We start from the raw sequence: 17,858 nt of genomic DNA on the forward strand, positions 1-17,858 counted from the left end.
TCTGCGCAGAGACAGTAATCATGCCTACGCAAACCGCAATCGTGTTCGCTGGCGGCGGCAGTCTGGGTGCGGTTCAGGTGGGGATGCTGCGGGCCCTGGTCGAAGCCGAAGTCCAGTTCGACATGGTGGTTGGCGCCTCGGTAGGCGCCATCAACGGTGCCTACTTTGCAGCAAGGCCCAATGCTCAGGGTGTCGAGACACTCGCCGAATTCTGGCGAGGCCTGAGCAGAACCGACATCTTCCCCTTGTCCTGGCTCGATACCTGCCGAGGCCTGCTCAAACGGCGTGGTTTCCTTCTGCAGCCAGCGGCCTTGCACCGATTGCTTGGCAAGGCGCTGCCGATCCATCGCATCGAGGATGCGAAACTGCCCCTGCATATCGTCACCACCGACCTGCTCAGTGGTGCCGAGACAGTGCTGTGCAATGGCGAACTCGAGCAGGCGCTACTGGCCAGCGCCGCGATCCCGCTGGTGTTCCCTTGCGTGCAGATCGGCGGCCAGTTCCTGGTGGATGGCGGTGTGGCAAGCAACACGCCTATTTCGACAGCCGTAGCGCTGGGCGCCAGCAATGTCGTGGTAATCCCCACCGGGCTCAGCTGCGCCTTGACTCAACCGCCCCGCGGCCTCGTCGCCTTGGCCCTGCACACTGTCAACCTGATGAGCATGCGCCAGCTTGTGAGTGACATCGAACACTTCCGCACGCTCACCAGCCTGCATATCGTCCCGCCCTTGTGCCCGGTGGATGTCTCGGTATTCAACTTCGACCAGACCGAGTCATTGCTGGAGCGGGCCTATGAGCAGACGCTTCGGTGGCTGGACCACGGCGGGCTCGAACGGACCAAGGTGCCGGGTGCCCTGACCGTTCACTCGCATGCCCATGAGCATTGATTGATGTGGACGTTCGGGGCCTTACGCATCTGGCCGGCGAAACACCAATACCCTTGAAACAGTGGTTTGGCATACGGCATCGTCCTGATTGAGCGTGATGCTCTCAAGGACAGCGAAGCCCCGATCAGGCTTCGACTTCGACGCGGCAAGCTCCCTTATGGTTGTGGTCACTCGCAACAGGTCACCTGGTCGCACGGCCCTTGGCCAGCTGATTTCGCTACCGGCGCCGATGAGCCCTCCAGCCACTGGAACACTCTCTACCAACAACCGCATCGTGACTGCGGAGGTATGCCAGCCGCTAGCAGCCAGCCCAGCAAAAAAGGTTTTTTGGGCAGCATCGGGGTCCGTATGGAATGGCTGGGGGTCGAACTCCGAGGCGAAACTCAGGATCCGTTCCTGGGTCATTTCATACGAGCCACTCATGAAGGACTCACCTACTTGCAAGTCCTCGAAAAAGAGCCTTTCAGGTGTAGAAGCCATGAGTTACCTCCGGGGTATGCAGGCAGCGACGGCAAAGCGAAACGTCTGGAACTGGCGCCAGTTTAGCCCTTCCCTACCTGCCTCCAAAAGCCACGCTCACGCTAGCGCTGCTCCCGTACGAACTCGATGAAGGCCCTCAACGCCGCAGGCACCTGGCGGCGGCTCGGGTAGTACAGATACAGCCCGGGGTAGTAGTGACACCAGTCCTCCAGCACCTGCTGCAAATGGCCACGCTCCAGGTGTTCCTTGGCCATGTCTTCGAACACATAGGCCAGGCCGAGCCCTTGCAAGGCAGGCGCCAGCATCAGGCTGACGTCACCCAATACCAAGGGCCCCTGGACATCGACCTCCAGTTGCACGCCCCCGCGCTCGAATTCCCATCGATAAAGTGCGCCACCTGGGAAGCGGTGCCCGATGCAAGGTAGCTGCTTCAAGTCTTGCGGGTGCTGTGGAACAGGATATCGATCGAAGAACGCGGGCGCCGCCACCACCACCGAACGAAGGTAAGGGCCGATGGGCAGCGAAACCATGTCCGCCTGGAGTCGCTCCCCCAGGCGCACGCCGGCGTCAAAGCCGGCGCCCACCATGTCCACCAGCGCATCGTCACTGACGATTTCCAGGCGTATATCCGGATACGCCAGCAGAAAGCGATTAGCCAGTGGCAGTAACGCGAGCTCTACTGCGGCGCGCCCGGCGGTGATGCGCAGGTTGCCTGACGGTTTGTCGCGGAAGTTGTTGAGGTCCTCCAGCGCGTCGGCGATGTCCCGAAAGGCCGGTTGCAGCCTCTGGTAAAGACGCTCTCCGGCCTCGGTAAGCGCCACACTGCGCGTGGTGCGGTTGAACAGGCGAACATCAAGACGGGTTTCCAGGGCCCGCAGCGCATGGCTGAGGGCCGAGGGCGTAAGGCCCAGCTCGACCGCCGCGCGGCTGAAGTTCAGGTGGCGGGCAATGCACAGGAACAGGGACAAGTCGGCGGTGCTGGTTGGCTTCATTACTGAAAGCTACTCAAAGGCCTATGTAATATTCATGGGATTATCACATCAATCCGCAGATTTTAAAGTTCGCTCAACTCATCGAGAAGGCCCGCATGGTGCAGGGTCGGATACAGGAGGAGTTGACATGCGTACCTGGCTCATTACTGGCGCTTCCCGCGGTTTCGGCACCCTGATCGCCCAACAGGCCCTGGCAGCGGGTGACGCCGTCATCGCAACGGCGCGTAACCCGGAAGACATCGAGGCTCGCCTTGGCCGGCACCCGAACCTGTTGGCCGTGCGCCTGGATGTGACCCGCGAAGAGGACGCCCATGCGGCGGTCGCTGCTGGCATCAAGCATTTCGGGCAAATCGACGTGCTGGTCAACAATGCCGGTTTTGGCGTGCTCGGCGCGGTAGAAGAAACCAGCGCCAGCGAAACCGAACGGCTGTACGCCACCAACGTTTTCGGGCTGCTCAACGTAACCCGCGCCGTACTGCCCCACATGCGTCGCCAACGCAGCGGCCACGTGATCAACATCTCGTCGCTCGGCGGCTACCAGGCCTACATGGGCTGGGGGGTGTACGGTTCGACCAAGTTCGCGGTCGAAGGCATCAGCGAAGCGATGCATCAGGAGCTGGCCCCCTTGGGGATCAAGGTGACCGTGGTCGAGCCGGGCTTCTTCCGTACCGACTTCCTGGATGACCAATCGCTGGTGAAGACAGCCCTGGAGCTGCCTGACTACGCAGCCACCGTTGGCGTCATGCGCCACCACGCCGAGGCAGCCAACCATGCCCAGCCGGGCAACCCGGCGAAGCTGGCCGAAGCCCTGCTGGCTCTGGCCAATGCGGCGAACCCGCCACTGCGCCTGGCGCTGGGCAGCGACGCCGTCGCGCGCATCGAGGCCAAGAACAGCGCGGTCGAGCAAGAACTGGCCCAGTGGCGGGACCTGTCGCTATCTACCGACTTTGCCGCGTAGCCGTCGCTGGCCTGCCAAACCTGAACCGGGTGCGCCGGTTCAGGTTGTCAGTGGCATTGAACAGCCGCCTCGACAATCAGCTGGACCAAGAGCGTAACCTGCACGCTCAAGGCAACGTTTGCAGGGTGAACCAGGCCAATGTCGCGATGAAACGTGTGGCCGCCAAGATCATAGGCGCGCACGGAGGCAGGCCAGGCGTCTCGGCTGACTGTTTGTGGCACCAACGCTACCCCCACACCCTTCCCGACCAGTTCGGTGATGGCATCCAGTTCGTCCAGTTCGCACACGTCTCTGGTATTGAAATGAAATTGTCGAAGGAAGCGGTCGACCTGGCGCCCACCAAATGACGAGCGATCGTAGCGAATGAAGGGTTGGGTCGAAAGCATTTCGCTCCACTCGGCATCCGCGAGCCCGGCTGGAACTATCAGCCTGTAAGGCTCGCTTGCCAACGTTGTCCAGTGAAGATCGCTTTGCAATTCGAACGGCGGCCTGATGATCACGGCGATGTCGATTTCCCGGGCATCTACCGCACTCAGCAGCTCCAGCGACAGGCCAGGGATGATCCGCGTGCGACATTCAGGCCGGGCGCCATGAAACTGCGCCAGTGCTTGTGGCAGCAGTGACCTCTGTACCGACGCGATAGCGCCGACCTCTACCTGCACGGTAGGCGCCACACCCTGAGCACTGGAACCCAGGCTGTTGTAGAGCCTGACGAGCTCCTGGGCCTGCTCCAGAATCTGCTGCCCGCGCCTGTTCAGCTGGGCGTTGCGGCCTTTGCGTTCAAAGATTTCATACCCCAGTTCGGCCTCCAGCCTCTGCATCTGCGCGCTTACGGCCGCCTGGGTCAGGTTCACCTTGAGCCCGGCTGCAGCGAACGTGCCCTCCCGGGCCACGGCAATCAGGGTCTTGAGCTCGCGGATCATTCACAATTTTCCTTTGTGTTTTTAAGAAAAATATATTGATTTTTTTATTATTTGGCCACTCCTAGAATCGGCAAAAACGAGAAACAAGCCCCCCCCCAATGACGACCTGTTGCTTCACAGGTCGTTACCCATAGCCCTCAAGGAGTTTCTGATGAGCCTGTCCCCCTTCCATCTCGCCATTCCGGTTTACGATATTCCCGCGGCTCGCAAGTTCTACGGCGAGGTGTTCAACCTTGAAGAAGGACGTTCCGCAGCCCAATGGGTCGACTTCAACTTCTATGGCCATCAACTGGTCATCCACGAACATCCCAAGATGCCCTACCAGGAACATGCGCTGAGCAACCCGGTAGACGGCCACAATGTGCCAGCCCCTCACTTTGGCGTGATTTTGCAGTGGGACGAGTGGGAAGCGCTTGCCAAGCGCCTGACCGACCTGGGTACCGAATTCGTCATCGAGCCCTACGTCCGCTTCAAAGGCCAGGTGGGCGAGCAAGCCACCATGTTCCTCTTCGACCCGTGTGGTAACGCGCTGGAGTTCAAAGCCTTCAAGGACATGGGGCAGATCTTCGCCAAATAGCGTTGTTTGCCCGCGTGCCCCCGGGCGTGAGCCCTTCGCTCACGCCTTCAATTACTGCCAACAGCGCAGCACACCTTAAATCAATAAAAATAGGCTGGCGTCATGAAAAAAGTCCCACTGGTCTGGCAGATCGTTATCGGCTTGTTGCTCGGCATCGGCGTTGGCTGGTTCTTGAATACACACCCGGAACATCAACAATGGGTCAGCAGTGAAGTGCTCAAACCCCTGGGTGACATCTTCATCAAGATGATGAAGATGATTGTCGTGCCCATCGTCTTCTGCTGCATGGTGCTCGGCATTGCAGGGGGTGGCGACAACAAGTCGTTTGGCCGTATGGGGGTCAAGTCCCTCGGCTACTTTTTCGCAATCACCACCTTGGCCATCATTGTCGGGCTCGTGCTGGCCAATCTTCTGGAGCCTGGTTCAGGTACGGTGATCGCCGGCATGGCGGGAGGCGATGCGAGCATTAAATCGGAACCTGCCAAAGGCGCTTTGCTGATCCTGCAGAACATTGTGCCGGACAACCTCTTCCAGTCGCTGTCCGAAGGCAAGCTGCTTTCCATCCTGTTCTTCGCGGTACTGTTCGGCATGGCCCTGAACGCCTTGCCGCGCGAAAAGAGTGCGCCAGTCGTGGCAACACTGCAGGGCACCGCCGACGCAATGTTCAAGCTGGTGAACTATGTCATGGCATACGCGCCCATTGGGGTGTTCGGCATGATCGGTTCCACCGTGGCAACCTTCGGCTTCGCCTCCCTGCTGCCATTGATGAAGTTGATCGGGGTCGTTTACCTGGCACTGATCCTCTTCGCACTGATCGTACTTGGCGGCATCTGCCTGTTGATCGGCGAGAACCTGTCGAAGCTTGTCCGCTATTTCAAGGATGAGCTGATCCTGGCGTGCTCGAGTGCGGCATCCGCGGCGGTAATGCCACAGCTGATGGAGAAGCTTGAACACTATGGTGTTCCCAGGCGTATCGTCAGCTTCGTAGTACCGGTCGGGTATGCGTTCAACCTGGATGGGGCGTCGATTTTCCTGGGAGTCGCGACGATCTTCATCGCCCAGCTTTACGGTATAGACCTCACACTGTCCCAGCAAATACTGCTGGTCGTGACCATGGTGCTCACCTCCAAGGGCGCAGCCGGTGTTCCAGGCTTCGCAATCATCATCCTCTCGGCCACGCTGGCATCTGCCGGGCTTCCCCTCGATGCTGTGGCGCTGGTGGCAGGCATCTTCCGAGTGATCGAAAGCGGGACTACCACGCTGAACGTGCTCGGCAATGCAATAGCGCCACTGGTGATTGCCCGCTGGGAGGGGGTTCAGTTGAAACCATCCCGGCGTGAGGCGGCGAGTAAAGGTTGACGGGCCAATTGCCCAGCCCTTCGAGCTGCGCTGTCGCGCAGGGAACAGTATTCGAGAGCGGGTCACATCCCCTGTGGGAGCGGGCGTGCCCGCGAACACCGGCGCAGCCGGTGCCATGCACCGCGGTGGCCGTTTCGCGGGCTCGCCCGCTCCCACAGTAACGGTGTATGCCTTCAGGGCTTACAAACAGCCAACATGCTTGCAGCGTCGCTGCACTCGAACTTGCCGGGTGCTTCGACCGCGATGTGCCTGACCACCAGGTCGTCGACCAACATGGCATAGCGTTGCGAACGCCGGCCCATGCCGCGTGCCGAGAGGTCCTGGATCAGGCCCAGCGCCTCGCTGAACTCACCGTTGCCATCGCCAATCATCCTGACCGCCTCGCCCACCTGCAGGCTCGCGCCCCAGGCATTCATGACGAATGCATCATTGACCGAAACACAGAGAATTTCGGCAACCCCGGCAGCGAACAGATCTTGTGCCGCAGCCACGTAGCCCGGAACATGCCGCTCCGAACAGGTTGGCGTGAAGGCACCAGGCAAGCCGAAGATCACCACTTTTTTCTGCTTGCAGCGCTCGTGCAGGGAAAACGCGTTCGGGCCGATCGCACAGCCGCCCTCGCCGTTGCTGTACTGGTAAAGCGTTACGTCGGGCAGTGTATCGCCAGTCTTGATCATCGCTGTCTCCCTGGGGCGGTAATTGGCCGGGCATGATGCAGCAATCCACCAGGGTTCGTACATGGTGCACCGCTTTGACAATGATCAAAGCAACAGATCCAGTTGCTCGAGGCACCGCCGCTCATCAATTGCGGTAACGCCCTTCAATGTACTCGCGTCCAGTAGCGGTGTATTGAACAGCGCCAGCCGAATCACCCCGTTGCGATCCAGAAACGTCTGTGCCAGGCACTGGCAGACCGGATTTGCCACCTGTGCGACGATAGGCGCGTTTTGCGGAACAGCGGCCTGAGCCTGGAAATTGGCCTCGCACGCATTGACGATGTTCTCCACGGTACGCCCGGCCAGCCATAGCGTGCCTGCGCCAAACCCTGCCATCAACGCCAACATGGCCAACAGAATGTTCGACTCCCTGGCCACCGCCCGGATGCGCTTGAGCCTTGCCTGCCAGCCGATGGCGCCACCGGTGAAAATGGTATTGCCAACCATGCGCTTGACGCTGCGCTGCACGGCCCATCCGACTGCTGCGCTCAATGCAAACAAAGCCAGCAGCACTGCCGGGGTACGCATTGGCAGCCGCCATACCGGGCTCAGCGCCTGGTAAACAGAGGCCACCAGCACCAACGTGGCGATCGCTGCGATCCAGCCAAAACTGCCCCGGGGGCGTTTTAACCAGGCCCTGAGCTTTGCCCTTGCTTGTGTATCCATGACACCTCCCGCATCGCCGTCAATGCACGGGGGCTGGCGCTACGGCTCCCACGTATCGATTACACGGGGATGAACCGCCAGCACACTGCATGGCGGCTTGCTGACGATACGTTCGGTGGTATCGCCCAGCAGCTTGTCCAGCCCCTTGGGCTGAACGACGCCCATCACCACGACATCGATATCCAAGGCAAGCACTTGCTCGCGAATCACCTGCACCGGCGGCCCCTCCTTGAAGTGCCGGCGCTCCTGGGGAACGCCTTGGCTATCGGCCAGCGTGTCGAAGCTCGCCTGCAAGGCATCGCGCATTTCATCGATCCACGTCTGGGTGAGGTTGATATCGGCGGCGAAAACCCCGGCCAGGTTGTATGCCGATAACAGGTCCAGCCGAGCGTCGCACTGCAGTGCCAACGCTCGTGCTGACTGGATGAGCGCCCGATTGAACGCAGCCTGGGCGTCGGGGGTTTCGCTCAAGGCGGTATCCACGGCTACCAGTATGCGTTTCGGCAATGCCGTGGCGGCCTTGGGCACAAAGTGCGTCAGCCCCTTGGTCGCGCGCATCAGCATACAGTCCAGCGGTGTGCCGAACACGCGCGCCAGTACCGGTGTGGCCTCGCTGTCCTTGATGACCATATCGGGCTGGAGCTCGGTGATGTAGTCGATGGCCTCGCTACGCAGGTCGTCGGCGTACACACTGTCGTGCGTCAGCGGGACACCACCGGACCGGTGCCGCTCGATCAGCCCCGCAAGCCGCTCCCGAAATTCCTCGTACTGGCGCTGTTCATCGGCCTCATTCAAGCGCTCTTCGCGCAGCAGATGTTCCTCGACGGGCTCGAACAACCCGAGCACATGCACGGCGGCGCCGCTTGCATGCGCCAGGGCCAGGGCCCTGCGCAAAGCGGCCGAATGCGGGTCAACGTCGGTGAGCAGCACCAGCAGTTGTCGATAATGGCCCATGGAAAACCTCCGGCCGGATGTGGCGATGATCAATAGCCTCTGGCTACGGATAGCCAAGGCCCCTGCCGTTCAACGCTCGGGCGAAACAATCAGCACACTGTTGCCCAACCGGTGCAGTACCCGCTCGGTGGTGCTGCCAATGAACCAGCCGACGCCATGGTGATGATGGCTTCCCATCACAACCACATCGATGGCGTTGGCTTCCATGAACAGTGCCAGGACCTTGGCCGGGTCCCCTACCCGCATGTGACGTTGTTCGGCGGCGATCCCGTTGCGCTCCGCCAATGCCTGGAAAGCGTCGCTCTGGGCCTCGTGCAGGGTCTGGGCCAGGTTTGAATCGAACAGGAACGAATGTTCCCGATTGCCGCCAGCATCCAGGTACATGGAGCCCAGATCGTAGGCATACAGCACGTCCAGGCTTGCGTTGCATTGCAGCGCAAGTTTCAGCGCTTCGCTGATGATCCGGTCGTTGAACCCCGCATACTGATCGTCCGGCCGGGACAGGTCCACGGCTGCGAGAATCCTGCGCGGCAGGGCGTGCTCGGCCTTGTGCACCAGGTGCAGTGGAACATGTGCTTCGCGCAACAACTGGATATCGAGCGAGGTGAACATCGCGCGCATCCACCATGGTTCGTGCTCGAACGCCTTGACCAGCATGGCGAACGGCTGCTCGCGCAGATGCACCAGGATTTCATCCAGCGGATGCTGGGCCCATACCACCTCGGTGGTCACTGTCACGCCGTTGCGCCGCATCGACAGCGCCTGGGATTCCAGCCATTGGCGGTGCTGTTGCACATACCCGTCGCGCATGGTGGCCAGTGCCTGGTCATTGACCAGGCCCGCCGTGGCCAGCCCTTCCAGGTAATCGAATGCCACGATGTGCAGCGCCATTCCCTTGGCCTTGGCCAGCGCTGCGGCACGGTCATAGACCGGGGTGCGACGCATCAATGGTGACGCGATGAGCAGTAGTCTTTGCGGGTTGGACATGGCACACCTCTGCGGCCTGGATGTGTCACTCGATCATGTGCCAGCGGCGCCCTGCCATATTGATGTCTATCAATAGTCCAGCCGGTTTTCTCAGGCAGCCCGACCATCAGCTAGCACGGCGAACCTGAAGCCACTGGAACAACCCCATGCCACCCAGCATCGCAGCGACGAACAGCCAGGCCTGCCAGTACCCTGCAGGCAGCAGCACCAAAGCCGGCCCCGGGCAGATGCCCGCAAGCCCCCAGCCAATGCCGAATACCAGGCTGCCACCGATAAGACGTCGGTCCACATCACGTCGGCCGGGCAATTGCATCGCCCCACCCAGCAGTGCCATTGAATGACCGCGCGCCCAGCGCATCGGCAACCATGCCGCGGCAATCGCCCCGATCATCACCAACGCCAGCGAAGGGTCCCATTGCCCGGCAATGTCGAGGAAACCGAGCACCTTGGCGGGGTCGGCCATGCCTGCCAGCAGCAACCCCACGCCGAACAGCAGCCCGGCGATAAAACCACTGAACACTGGCATGTCAGGCCCCTTGTACGAGGTGGCGGACCACATACACCGTGGCAAAACCGGTGGCCATGAAGCACAGCGTTGCCACTGCCGAACGGGGTGACAGGCGCGACAGGCCACAGACGCCGTGGCCGCTGGTGCAACCGCTGCCGTAGCGGGTGCCGAGCCCTACCAGCAGGCCCGCTGCGATGAGTGTCCACGATGCGGTGGTGAAGCGCGGCGACGGCAGCGTGGCAAATATCCCCCACAGCAGCGGTGCTGCCAGCAACCCCAGAAGAAAGGCCAGTTTTTCCCTGCGCCCTTCCCCGCCTCGCTGCAGCATCGAACCAAGCAAACCGCTTATTCCCGCAATACGGCCGTTCACCACAGCGAACAGGCCAGCCCCCAGCCCGATCAACACACCACCGGCCAGCGCGGACCATGGCGTAAAGGCCAGCGAATCGATTGTCATCGTATTTCTCCCTGGGACAGGAACATGACTGGATTAAAGTTTCAGTGCTCGCAGCGCAAGCGATGACGTGGTCGAAGCACGCCATCGATCTCGGCCGCTACCTGCCGCGTTGCATCCTCGATGGCCCCTTCATTACGGCACAGTACCCAGCCGTGTTCCACAACCGCACGTTCGAACGCCTCGGTACAGGCAACCTGCTCGTCCAGGCTATGGATCACCGTACTGCCCAACCCGCGCGTTCGTGCCGCGGCCCTTGCCCATGAAGTATCAGGGGCCGTGACAACGCCGACATGCAAATCGGGCACTTGCACATTTCGCTCGAGGTTCAGGCGCAGGATCTCGTCGAACGCCACGCTGCGGCGAAATGCGGCATCAGACGGGTACCAGCGATCGATCAGGATGATGCTGTCTACTGGCTGCCTCGGCAGCACATGCCGGGAAATCCAGGCACGGCTTTCGGCGAAGCGCTCGCAAACCCTCAATTCCAGGTCCCGGGAGGGGTTTCTGACCAGTTGATTGACGAGGGCCATGGTTTCCCCCCGGTAGGGGTCGCTTTTTTTCTCGCAAAGCCGGATCACTTTCTTGTTGTCAGCCCTCAGGGCCTTGGTAACCGCCTCCAGAAGCGTGGTCTTGCCGGTGCCCTTGGGCCCATCGATGGAAACAAACAGCGGGCGGGTCATTTCTGATTACCAGTCGAATCTGAAGATGCAGCGCAGGCCTGGGTGCCAGCGCGGTCCTTGTGGGAGCGGGCATGCCCGCGAAGCAGGCGACGCGGTGGATGGCACCGGCCAAGCCGGTGTTCGCGGGTAAACCCACACACAGGGTCCCTGCCAAAGCAACAAGTCATGTACAGCCACATGAGAGGGGGCATGCAGTTGGCCGGAATCAACCCAGCTGGGCCTGAAGAAACAGCGAAAAAAGCTCCGACTGCGATTTGATACCCAGCTTGCTGTACATATGCTTGCGGTGCACTTTCACTGTCTCCACGGAGATTTCAAGCTTGCGCGCGATCTCTTTGCTGGAACACCCGCTGAGCATCAGCCGGCCCACCTCCAGCTCACGCCCGGTCAGCGGCGACTCCATCTGCTCGACCCTGTCCTCCATGCGGCTTTGCCAGTGCGGCGCGGGCTTGGTGGCCTCTTCCAGCAACTCGCGCTCGAACGTCATCCGCTGGCGCATCAGCGCAGTGACCCAAGGCCGCAACAGTTCCAGCAGGGTGACCTGCTCGATGCTGAACCGGCGCTTGCTACCCAACGACAGGCACAACGTGCGCTGCGCATCCAGCTGCACGTTGAACTGAATTTCATCGGCAACCACGTTAAGCCGGAAATAGCGCTGGTAGTAGTCCGTCTGCTCGAAACATTCAGGGGCCACATCCGCCAGGCGCACCAGGCCGGACACCGCAGCCTCTCGGCTGGCCACGTAGAACGGGTCCAGCAGGTACAGGCCGTTCAGGTAGTCCTGGAACAGCGGGTCAGGGTTGCCGTCTGCACTGGGGCATTCGGCGAACACCTGCGGGCGCCCTGCGGAAAACAGCAGCGCAACCCAGCTGTCGCAGGCAACGTACTCGTTCAGCAACCGCACCAGGGCTGTCCAGAAGTGGTCCTTGTCGAGGGTTTCGATCAATTGGCCTACCGATCGGTGCCAGGCGATGTCGTGCAGCGTAAAATTCATCCTCTACCCCTGTTGGGTTACCACGTGGGCGTAATACCCCCCGCCATGATGACCACCCCATAATCCGGGCTAGCTTACGCTGAGCGAACCTGTACCGGGATCGTTTTTTACACCCCATGCCGCCAGGGCATGGCGGTCGAAGCCGTTAGTCGAGGATTGGAAATGAAGGTAGAGCTTGTCCAACTGGCCGGTCGCGATGGCGATACCGCGTACAACCTGCAGCGCACCATCGAGGCGATCGGCAACTGCGGCGCCGATACCGATCTGCTGGTCTTCCCGGAAACCCAGTTGATGGGCTTCCCAACCGAAGAAAACATCGGACGCATCGCCGAGCCACTGGATGGCCCGAGCATCACGGCAGTCCAACAGGCCGCACAAGCGCAAAACGTTGCCGTGGTCGTCGGGATGGCCGAAGCCGCAGGCGACGGCCGTTTCTACAACACCACCGTGCTGGTCACGCCTGAAGGCGTAGCGCTCACCTACCGCAAGACCCACCTTTGGGCATCGGACTGCGGGGTTTTCACCCCAGGCGACCGTTTTGCGACAGCCCTGTTCAAAGGCATCCGTGTCGGCCTGCTGATCTGCTTTGACATCGAATTCCCCGAAACCGCCCGTGCCCTGGGGCAGCTGGGCGCAGAACTGATCATTGTCACCAACGGCAACATGGACCCGTACGGGCCCACCCACAGAACCGCCATCACCGCACGCGCCATGGAAAACCAGGCCTTCGCGGTCATGGTCAACCGCGTGGGCGACGGTGATGGCGGCCTGGTTTTCGCTGGCGGCAGTGCAGTCGTCGACCCGTACGGCCAGTTGCTGTGCGAAGCCGGCCGTGGCGAGTGCCGCATGACCGTCGAGCTGACCATGGAGCAACTGCAGCAGTCACGGCGCGACTACACCTACATCGCCCAGCGCCGCATCCAGCTGCCGGGTGAACAGGTCGAGCACGCCAACGGCCTTCGCGAACTGATCATCCCCTCCTGAATATTCCACCCTTCCAGGCTCTCTTACTGGAATGCAAGGCCGCCAGGGACGGCAGCGTGTTCGACTCTGAATAACAATCACAAGCTGGAGCAAGCAGTAATGGCCACACTCAAGCGAACGCTTTCGCTGGGCTCGGTGGTGCTTTTCGGCATCGCCTACATGACCCCCATCATCGTCCTGGGCACATTCGGTATCCTGGCCGAGACCACGGGAGGGAGGGTACCCGCAGCCTACCTCGCTGCCGCCATCGCCATGCTCTTTACCGCCTTGAGCTACGGCCACATGGCGCGCGCCTTTCCGGTCGCCGGGTCCGCCTATACCTACGTGCGCAAATCGATCAGCCCGCAGCTGGGCTTCATCACCGGGTGGGCGGTGTTGCTCGACTACCTGTTCCTGCCCATGGCGATCTGGCTCATTGGCGCGGCCTATCTGCACTCGGCGTTCCCGGGCGTGCCGCAAGCCATTTGGGTGCTGGCATTCATCGGCATCACCACGACGATCAATGTGATCGGCCTGCGGCTGGCCAAGACCGTCAATGGCCTGTTGATGTTCATTCAGTTGCTGGTGCTGGCCGCGTTCGTTGCGCTCGCGGTGCACTATGTCTGGGGCGACCCCACGGTGCCGCTGTGGACACTCGAGCCGTTCTACAAGGAAGGCACCCAGTTGCCGCTGATCATGAGCGGTGCGGCGATTGCCTGCTATTCATTCCTGGGCTTCGACGCGGTCAGCACCCTGACTGAAGAAACCAAGGAACCACGCAAGAACATCCCGAAAGCCATCCTGCTGATCACCCTGATCGGCGGCGGGTTGTTCATCGCCTGCAGCTACTTCGTTCAGCTCGCTCACCCGTCCACCGACTTTGCCAACGCCGACGCGGCGGCTTATGAAATTGCCCAGAACATCGGTGGCGACATCTTCGTCAGCATCTTCCTGCTGGGGCTGATCGTCGGCCAGTTCACTTCGGGCCTGTCGGCGCAAGCCAGCGCCTCCCGCCTGCTGTATGCGATGGGGCGTGACGGTGTGCTGCCCAGGTCATTCTTCGGCAAGCTGAGCGAGCGCTTCAGCACGCCGGTGCCCAGCATCATCCTGTGCGGGGTGGTCGCCCTGCTCGCCCTGCGCATGGACGTGACGACCTCTACCTCGTTCATCAACTTCGGTGCCTTTCTCGCCTTCAGCCTGGTCAACCTGGCGGTGATCTTCCACTACTGGGTTGCCATGCAGCAGCGTGGTGCCAACGCGCTGCTGATGTACCTTGCATTCCCCCTGGTGGGCTTTGCCTCCACCTTGTGGCTGATGGCGAGTCTCGATCACCTGGCGATCTACCTGGGGGCAGGCTGGCTCTGCCTCGGCGTGCTCTACCTGACCGTGATTACCCGTGGTTTCAAGCGCAAGCCCCCGGAGATGCACTTCGAGGAAGCCTGAGCGGCCCTCTAGCCCACTCGCCTGGCATCCCTGCGCACCGCCTGCGGCGGCACCCCAAACCCGCGGATGAACACCTCGCGCAGGTGCCGGCGGTCTCTGAAGCCGGTCTCCCTGGCCACCACGTCCAGGCTGTGCCGGCTTTGCTCGATCATCAGGCGCGCTGCCTCCAGGCGCAGGTTCTCCACGGCCTTGGCCGGGGACTGCCCGGTTTCGGCAGTGAACACCCGGGTGAACTGCCTGGGGCTCAGGTGCACCACACCGGCCAGTTCTTCGACACTGAGCGGGCGGCTCAGGTGCTGGCGGGCGTATTCCAGGGCGCTCTGGACGCGGTCCGACTTCGGCGCCAGGGAGAGCAGTTCGGAATGTTGCGACTGCCCGCCCGAGCGCCGCTGATGCATCACCAACTTGTGCGCCACCGACCTGGCCAGCTCGGCCCCCAGGTCTTTCTCCACCATGGCCAGCGCCATGTCGAGGGCCGCGGTCATTCCCGCCGATGTCCAGACCGGCCCATCGATGATGAAGATCCGGTCATCGTCGACCTCGACCTTGGGGTGCAGGGTGCGCAGTGCCTTGGCATAGGCCCAGTGGGTGGTGGCCCGGCGATTGTCCAGCACACCGGCCTGCGCCAGCACGAAGGTTCCGGTACACAGCCCGGCGGTCCTGCGCGCACTGGCAACAAAGCCTTGCACACACGCCAGCACCTCATCGGCGGGGGGAGTCTCGGGGGTCAGGGTACCGCTGACCATCCAGGTGTCAGCCAGGCCTGGTGCAGCCAACGGCAGGGTTTCGATGGGCATGCCCAGCGATGAGCGGACCATGCCGCCACCTACCGAGAAGTTCTGCACCCGGTAAAACGCCTCCCCGGCGACGATGTTGGCGACCTCGAACACCGTCTGCGTGGCCAGGCCCATGATTTGAAAACCTTCGGTGATCAGATAGCCGATGCGATGCATGACCGGGCTCCGTCTGGTAGTGTCTTGAAACACTACCATATACGTCATTTAAGCCAGTGAAAATCTACCGCATCATGGCCCCAGTCCCCAACCGCTGGAGCTTGAATCATGACTCACTCGCACAAAGGCACCGCCCTCATTACCGGCGCTTCCTCGGGTATCGGCGCGGTATACGCCGAGCGCCTGGCCCGCCTCGGCTATGACCTCGTGCTGGTCGCACGCAACCGCGACCGCCTCAATGCACTGGCCAGCCGCATCAGCCAGGAAACCCGGCAAAGTGTCGAAGTCTTCCCGGCAGACCTGGCAAGCCCCGATGAACTCGCCCGGGTCGAGCGCAAGTTGCGTGAAGACGCGAGCATCACCCTGCTGGTGAACAATGCCGGTATCGGCACCCATACCCCCCTGCTGGAAAGCGATGTCGAACGCATGGCCGAGATGATCAGCCTCAACGTCACCGCCCTCACCCGCCTTACCTATGCCGTGACGCCAGGCTTCGTTGCCCGCCAGCAAGGTGCAGTGATCAATATCTCGTCGGTCGTCAGCCTGGTCCCGGAGCTGCTCAATGGCGTTTATGGCGCCAGCAAGGCGTACGTCACCGCCTTCACCCAGTCGCTGTACAAGGAACTTTCGCCACACGGCATCCAGGTCCAGGCAGTGCTGCCGGGCGCCACGGCCACCGACTTCTGGGCGATTGGCGGCTTGCCGGTGGAGAGCCTCGACCCAGGTATCGTGATGTCGGTTGACGACCTGGTCGAAGGCGCCCTGCAGGACTTCGACAACAAGGTACTGATCTCCATCCCTGCCCTGCATGACCTGCAGCGCTACACAACCTACGAGAGCAACCGTCAGGCCCTGTTCGGTGAGCTTTCCAGCAACCGGCTGGCACCTCGCTACAGCGCCAACTGAAACTGATTGCCTGGTCGAAGGCCCGCGTGAGGGATACATTTGTGCTCCTCTTCGCGGGCGGGCGGTTCAAGCTGGCCGGCCGTGACGCGCCAGCGCGCCTTCCAGCGCCTCGAGAAACACTTTCACCCGCGCCGGTACGTAGCGACGGGTCGGCATCACCGCCCAGACGGCCAACTGCTCCATCTGTGCGTCCTGCAGCGTGATCTCCACCAGCAGGCCGTCACGGATGTGCTGGAACACGTCCCAATGAGCCAGCATGGCGATGCCCAATCCTTGAACTGCGGCCGACCTCACAGCCTCCACGCTGCTGGTACTCACCCGCGCCTGCATGCGTCGATGCTGCAGACCCCCATCGACCACGAACGGCCAGCGTGGCACGGCCTGCAGCATGATGCAGGCATGTTGTTCCAGGTCCGCCAGTGTGCGCGGCTGGCCGTGCTGTTGCAGGTTCTACCATGGGGATGGGCGCTATGCAGAGCCCAAAGCCATGACCGATGAAAACATTGCCGATGCCATCACCGGTTTCGCCAATGCCGCTAAACGGGCCATGCAGGTCGCCGGTTTCGATGGTATCGAGATTCACGGTGCCAACGGTTACCTGCTCGACCAGTTCCTTACCGACTACAGCAACCAACGGAGCGATCGCTGGGGTGGCAGCACCGAGCGGCGCGTGCAACTGACGCTCGAGGTGGTCAGGGCCGTTCGCGCCAAGGTGGGTGATGTGCCGCTTGGCGTGCGTATTTCCCAAGGCAAGGTCAACGACTTCGGGCACAAGTGGGCGAAGGGTGAGCGGGACGCGGAAGCCATCTTTGGCTCGCTGCGTGATGTGGGCGTCGACTTCATCCATGTCACCGAGCACGAAGCCTGGCAACCGGCGTTTTCCAGCAGTGCTGCCAGCCTGGTACAGCTGGCACGGCGTTATGCGCCTGGGACCCTGCTGATTGCCAATGGTGGCTTGCAGGATGTGCAGCGTGCCGACAGTGTTCTGGATGAGGGTGCCGATATGGTTGCACTCGGCAAGGCAGCGCTGGCAAATCCGGACTACCCGCGGCGCCTGGCGAGCCAACAGGCGCTTGCGCCGTTCGACCCAGCCATTCTCGGCCCGATTGCCAATATCAAGGACACCGAACTCGCCCGTTGAGCGATGCTGTGGGTGGCACCGGCTCAAGGATTCTGAGGCAGGTCGCTATCCCTGTAGGAGCGGCCTTGTGTCGCGATGGGCTGCATGGCAGCCCCGGCGATTGTTGCGTTGACGCTGACATCCGGGGGCCGCTTTGCGGCCCATCGCGACACAAGGCCGCTCCTACACAGGTTCGGCGCCAGCCTTGAGGTGGCGCCGTACCTGTCAGGCCTTATACCGCCAGCGCGCGCTCACGCAGCTCGCTGTTGAGGATGCGGTCGTTCTCGCTGTAATCGACCGGGCAGTCGATCACGTGCACGCCCGGGGTCTTGATG

The 17,858-nt window shown here is 61.7% G+C and carries 21 protein-coding genes and 1 pseudogene; 8 read left to right on the plus strand and 14 right to left on the minus strand.

What is annotated here, in order from left to right; translation table 11 throughout:
- Nucleotides 1-20: 20 nt before the first annotated feature.
- Entirely contained in the window at nt 21-887 is an 867-nt protein-coding gene (locus CAG34_RS10670; RefSeq protein ID WP_015270273.1) for a patatin-like phospholipase family protein, read from the plus strand.
- Between the two features lie 21 nt (nt 888-908).
- Here CAG34_RS10670 and CAG34_RS10675 read toward each other — a convergent pair whose 3' ends face one another.
- Nucleotides 909-1,367, minus strand: coding sequence for a MaoC family dehydratase (locus tag CAG34_RS10675; protein ID WP_085589830.1), 459 nt, complete (start codon nt 1,365-1,367; stop codon nt 909-911).
- A 101-nt stretch (nt 1,368-1,468) separates the two neighbouring features.
- Complete coding sequence (locus CAG34_RS10680; RefSeq protein WP_085589832.1) at nt 1,469-2,359, minus strand: LysR family transcriptional regulator; 891 nt, start codon at nt 2,357-2,359, stop codon at nt 1,469-1,471.
- A 127-nt stretch (nt 2,360-2,486) separates the two neighbouring features.
- Here CAG34_RS10680 and CAG34_RS10685 point away from each other — a divergent pair, with 127 nt between their 5' ends.
- Entirely contained in the window at nt 2,487-3,317 is an 831-nt protein-coding gene (locus CAG34_RS10685; protein ID WP_085589834.1) for an oxidoreductase, read from the plus strand.
- A 47-nt stretch (nt 3,318-3,364) separates the two neighbouring features.
- Here CAG34_RS10685 and CAG34_RS10690 read toward each other — a convergent pair whose 3' ends face one another.
- A complete protein-coding gene (locus CAG34_RS10690) occupies nt 3,365-4,240 on the minus strand; it encodes a LysR substrate-binding domain-containing protein (protein ID WP_025339199.1) in 876 nt (291 codons plus the stop codon).
- Nucleotides 4,241-4,391: 151 nt separating this feature from the next.
- Between CAG34_RS10690 and CAG34_RS10695 the strand changes: the two genes are divergently transcribed.
- Together CAG34_RS10695 and CAG34_RS10700 are read left to right on the plus strand one after the other, a co-directional pair.
- Nucleotides 4,392-4,817, plus strand: a complete 426-nt coding sequence (locus tag CAG34_RS10695; protein WP_025339200.1) for a VOC family protein — start codon at nt 4,392-4,394, stop codon at nt 4,815-4,817.
- A gap of 102 nt (nt 4,818-4,919) precedes the next feature.
- Nucleotides 4,920-6,176, plus strand: coding sequence for a cation:dicarboxylate symporter family transporter (locus CAG34_RS10700; RefSeq protein WP_085589836.1), 1,257 nt, complete (start codon nt 4,920-4,922; stop codon nt 6,174-6,176).
- 173 nt (nt 6,177-6,349) lie between these two features.
- Here CAG34_RS10700 and CAG34_RS10705 read toward each other — a convergent pair whose 3' ends face one another.
- The 8 genes from CAG34_RS10705 to CAG34_RS10740 form a co-directional block, all read right to left on the minus strand.
- Entirely contained in the window at nt 6,350-6,853 is a 504-nt protein-coding gene (locus CAG34_RS10705; RefSeq protein ID WP_085589838.1) for a peroxiredoxin, read from the minus strand.
- 84 nt (nt 6,854-6,937) lie between these two features.
- Nucleotides 6,938-7,558 (minus strand): hypothetical protein, encoded by a 621-nt coding sequence (locus CAG34_RS10710; RefSeq protein ID WP_085589840.1) that lies wholly within the window; start codon nt 7,556-7,558, stop codon nt 6,938-6,940.
- A gap of 39 nt (nt 7,559-7,597) precedes the next feature.
- Nucleotides 7,598-8,512, minus strand: a complete 915-nt coding sequence (locus CAG34_RS10715) for a universal stress protein (RefSeq protein ID WP_085589842.1) — start codon at nt 8,510-8,512, stop codon at nt 7,598-7,600.
- A gap of 69 nt (nt 8,513-8,581) precedes the next feature.
- Nucleotides 8,582-9,499, minus strand: a complete 918-nt coding sequence (locus CAG34_RS10720; protein WP_085589844.1) for a universal stress protein — start codon at nt 9,497-9,499, stop codon at nt 8,582-8,584.
- A gap of 106 nt (nt 9,500-9,605) precedes the next feature.
- On the minus strand, nt 9,606-10,025 hold the full coding sequence (locus CAG34_RS10725; RefSeq protein ID WP_085589846.1) for a DUF6691 family protein: 420 nt from the start codon (nt 10,023-10,025) through the stop codon (nt 9,606-9,608).
- Nucleotide 10,026: 1 nt separating this feature from the next.
- Entirely contained in the window at nt 10,027-10,464 is a 438-nt protein-coding gene (locus CAG34_RS10730) for a YeeE/YedE family protein (protein WP_085589848.1), read from the minus strand.
- A gap of 41 nt (nt 10,465-10,505) precedes the next feature.
- Nucleotides 10,506-11,144 carry a dTMP kinase gene (locus CAG34_RS10735; RefSeq protein WP_085589850.1) on the minus strand — a complete coding sequence of 213 codons (639 nt, stop codon included), beginning with the start codon at nt 11,142-11,144 and terminating at the stop codon, nt 10,506-10,508.
- A gap of 205 nt (nt 11,145-11,349) precedes the next feature.
- Entirely contained in the window at nt 11,350-12,138 is a 789-nt protein-coding gene (locus CAG34_RS10740) for a LuxR C-terminal-related transcriptional regulator (protein ID WP_075045269.1), read from the minus strand.
- 162 nt (nt 12,139-12,300) lie between these two features.
- Here CAG34_RS10740 and CAG34_RS10745 point away from each other — a divergent pair, with 162 nt between their 5' ends.
- Nucleotides 12,301-13,122 (plus strand): carbon-nitrogen hydrolase family protein, encoded by an 822-nt coding sequence (locus CAG34_RS10745; protein WP_085589852.1) that lies wholly within the window; start codon nt 12,301-12,303, stop codon nt 13,120-13,122.
- Nucleotides 13,123-13,221: 99 nt separating this feature from the next.
- Nucleotides 13,222-14,544: an APC family permease gene (locus tag CAG34_RS10750; protein ID WP_085589854.1), complete on the plus strand. Its 1,323-nt coding sequence runs from the start codon at nt 13,222-13,224 to the stop codon at nt 14,542-14,544.
- 8 nt (nt 14,545-14,552) lie between these two features.
- On the opposite strand, the gene CAG34_RS10755 is transcribed toward CAG34_RS10750, so the two are convergent.
- Entirely contained in the window at nt 14,553-15,497 is a 945-nt protein-coding gene (locus CAG34_RS10755; protein WP_085589856.1) for a GlxA family transcriptional regulator, read from the minus strand.
- Nucleotides 15,498-15,605: 108 nt separating this feature from the next.
- Here CAG34_RS10755 and CAG34_RS10760 point away from each other — a divergent pair, with 108 nt between their 5' ends.
- Nucleotides 15,606-16,403 (plus strand): SDR family oxidoreductase, encoded by a 798-nt coding sequence (locus CAG34_RS10760; RefSeq protein ID WP_085589858.1) that lies wholly within the window; start codon nt 15,606-15,608, stop codon nt 16,401-16,403.
- 66 nt (nt 16,404-16,469) lie between these two features.
- Here CAG34_RS10760 and CAG34_RS10765 read toward each other — a convergent pair whose 3' ends face one another.
- Nucleotides 16,470-16,850 (minus strand): LysR substrate-binding domain-containing protein, encoded by a 381-nt coding sequence (locus CAG34_RS10765; protein WP_085589861.1) that lies wholly within the window; start codon nt 16,848-16,850, stop codon nt 16,470-16,472.
- Between the two features lies 1 nt (nt 16,851).
- Between CAG34_RS10765 and CAG34_RS10770 the strand changes: the two are divergent.
- Nucleotides 16,852-17,544, plus strand: a pseudogene (locus CAG34_RS10770) (tRNA-dihydrouridine synthase); the annotation flags it as partial.
- 211 nt (nt 17,545-17,755) lie between these two features.
- Here the strand turns inward: CAG34_RS10770 and CAG34_RS29180 are convergent.
- A partial coding sequence (locus CAG34_RS29180) for a hypothetical protein (RefSeq protein ID WP_232109555.1) occupies nt 17,756-17,858 on the minus strand: 103 nt, incomplete at its 5' end.

The organism is Pseudomonas sp. B14(2017) (genome assembly GCF_002113255.1).
Classification (GTDB): Bacteria; Pseudomonadota; Gammaproteobacteria; order Pseudomonadales; family Pseudomonadaceae; genus Aquipseudomonas; species Aquipseudomonas putida_Z.

Excerpts from the sequence above, each read along its gene's own strand:
- CAG34_RS10720 (WP_085589844.1), bottom strand. The coding sequence starts at position 9,499 with ATGTCCAACCCGCAAAGACTACTGCTCATCGCGTCACCATTGATGCGT.
- CAG34_RS10730 (WP_085589848.1), bottom strand. The coding sequence starts at position 10,464 with ATGACAATCGATTCGCTGGCCTTTACGCCATGGTCCGCGCTGGCCGGT.
- CAG34_RS10670 (WP_015270273.1), top strand. The coding sequence starts at position 21 with ATGCCTACGCAAACCGCAATCGTGTTCGCTGGCGGCGGCAGTCTGGGT.
- CAG34_RS10705 (WP_085589838.1), bottom strand. The coding sequence starts at position 6,853 with ATGATCAAGACTGGCGATACACTGCCCGACGTAACGCTTTACCAGTAC.
- CAG34_RS10685 (WP_085589834.1), top strand. The coding sequence starts at position 2,487 with ATGCGTACCTGGCTCATTACTGGCGCTTCCCGCGGTTTCGGCACCCTG.
- CAG34_RS10675 (WP_085589830.1), bottom strand. The coding sequence starts at position 1,367 with ATGGCTTCTACACCTGAAAGGCTCTTTTTCGAGGACTTGCAAGTAGGT.
- CAG34_RS10750 (WP_085589854.1), top strand. The coding sequence starts at position 13,222 with ATGGCCACACTCAAGCGAACGCTTTCGCTGGGCTCGGTGGTGCTTTTC.
- CAG34_RS10725 (WP_085589846.1), bottom strand. The coding sequence starts at position 10,025 with ATGCCAGTGTTCAGTGGTTTTATCGCCGGGCTGCTGTTCGGCGTGGGG.
- CAG34_RS10745 (WP_085589852.1), top strand. The coding sequence starts at position 12,301 with ATGAAGGTAGAGCTTGTCCAACTGGCCGGTCGCGATGGCGATACCGCG.
- CAG34_RS10710 (WP_085589840.1), bottom strand. The coding sequence starts at position 7,558 with ATGGATACACAAGCAAGGGCAAAGCTCAGGGCCTGGTTAAAACGCCCC.
- CAG34_RS10735 (WP_085589850.1), bottom strand. The coding sequence starts at position 11,144 with ATGACCCGCCCGCTGTTTGTTTCCATCGATGGGCCCAAGGGCACCGGC.
- CAG34_RS10715 (WP_085589842.1), bottom strand. The coding sequence starts at position 8,512 with ATGGGCCATTATCGACAACTGCTGGTGCTGCTCACCGACGTTGACCCG.
- CAG34_RS10700 (WP_085589836.1), top strand. The coding sequence starts at position 4,920 with ATGAAAAAAGTCCCACTGGTCTGGCAGATCGTTATCGGCTTGTTGCTC.
- CAG34_RS10740 (WP_075045269.1), bottom strand. The coding sequence starts at position 12,138 with ATGAATTTTACGCTGCACGACATCGCCTGGCACCGATCGGTAGGCCAA.
- CAG34_RS10695 (WP_025339200.1), top strand. The coding sequence starts at position 4,392 with ATGAGCCTGTCCCCCTTCCATCTCGCCATTCCGGTTTACGATATTCCC.
- CAG34_RS10755 (WP_085589856.1), bottom strand. The coding sequence starts at position 15,497 with ATGCATCGCATCGGCTATCTGATCACCGAAGGTTTTCAAATCATGGGC.
- CAG34_RS10760 (WP_085589858.1), top strand. The coding sequence starts at position 15,606 with ATGACTCACTCGCACAAAGGCACCGCCCTCATTACCGGCGCTTCCTCG.
- CAG34_RS10690 (WP_025339199.1), bottom strand. The coding sequence starts at position 4,240 with ATGATCCGCGAGCTCAAGACCCTGATTGCCGTGGCCCGGGAGGGCACG.
- CAG34_RS10680 (WP_085589832.1), bottom strand. The coding sequence starts at position 2,359 with ATGAAGCCAACCAGCACCGCCGACTTGTCCCTGTTCCTGTGCATTGCC.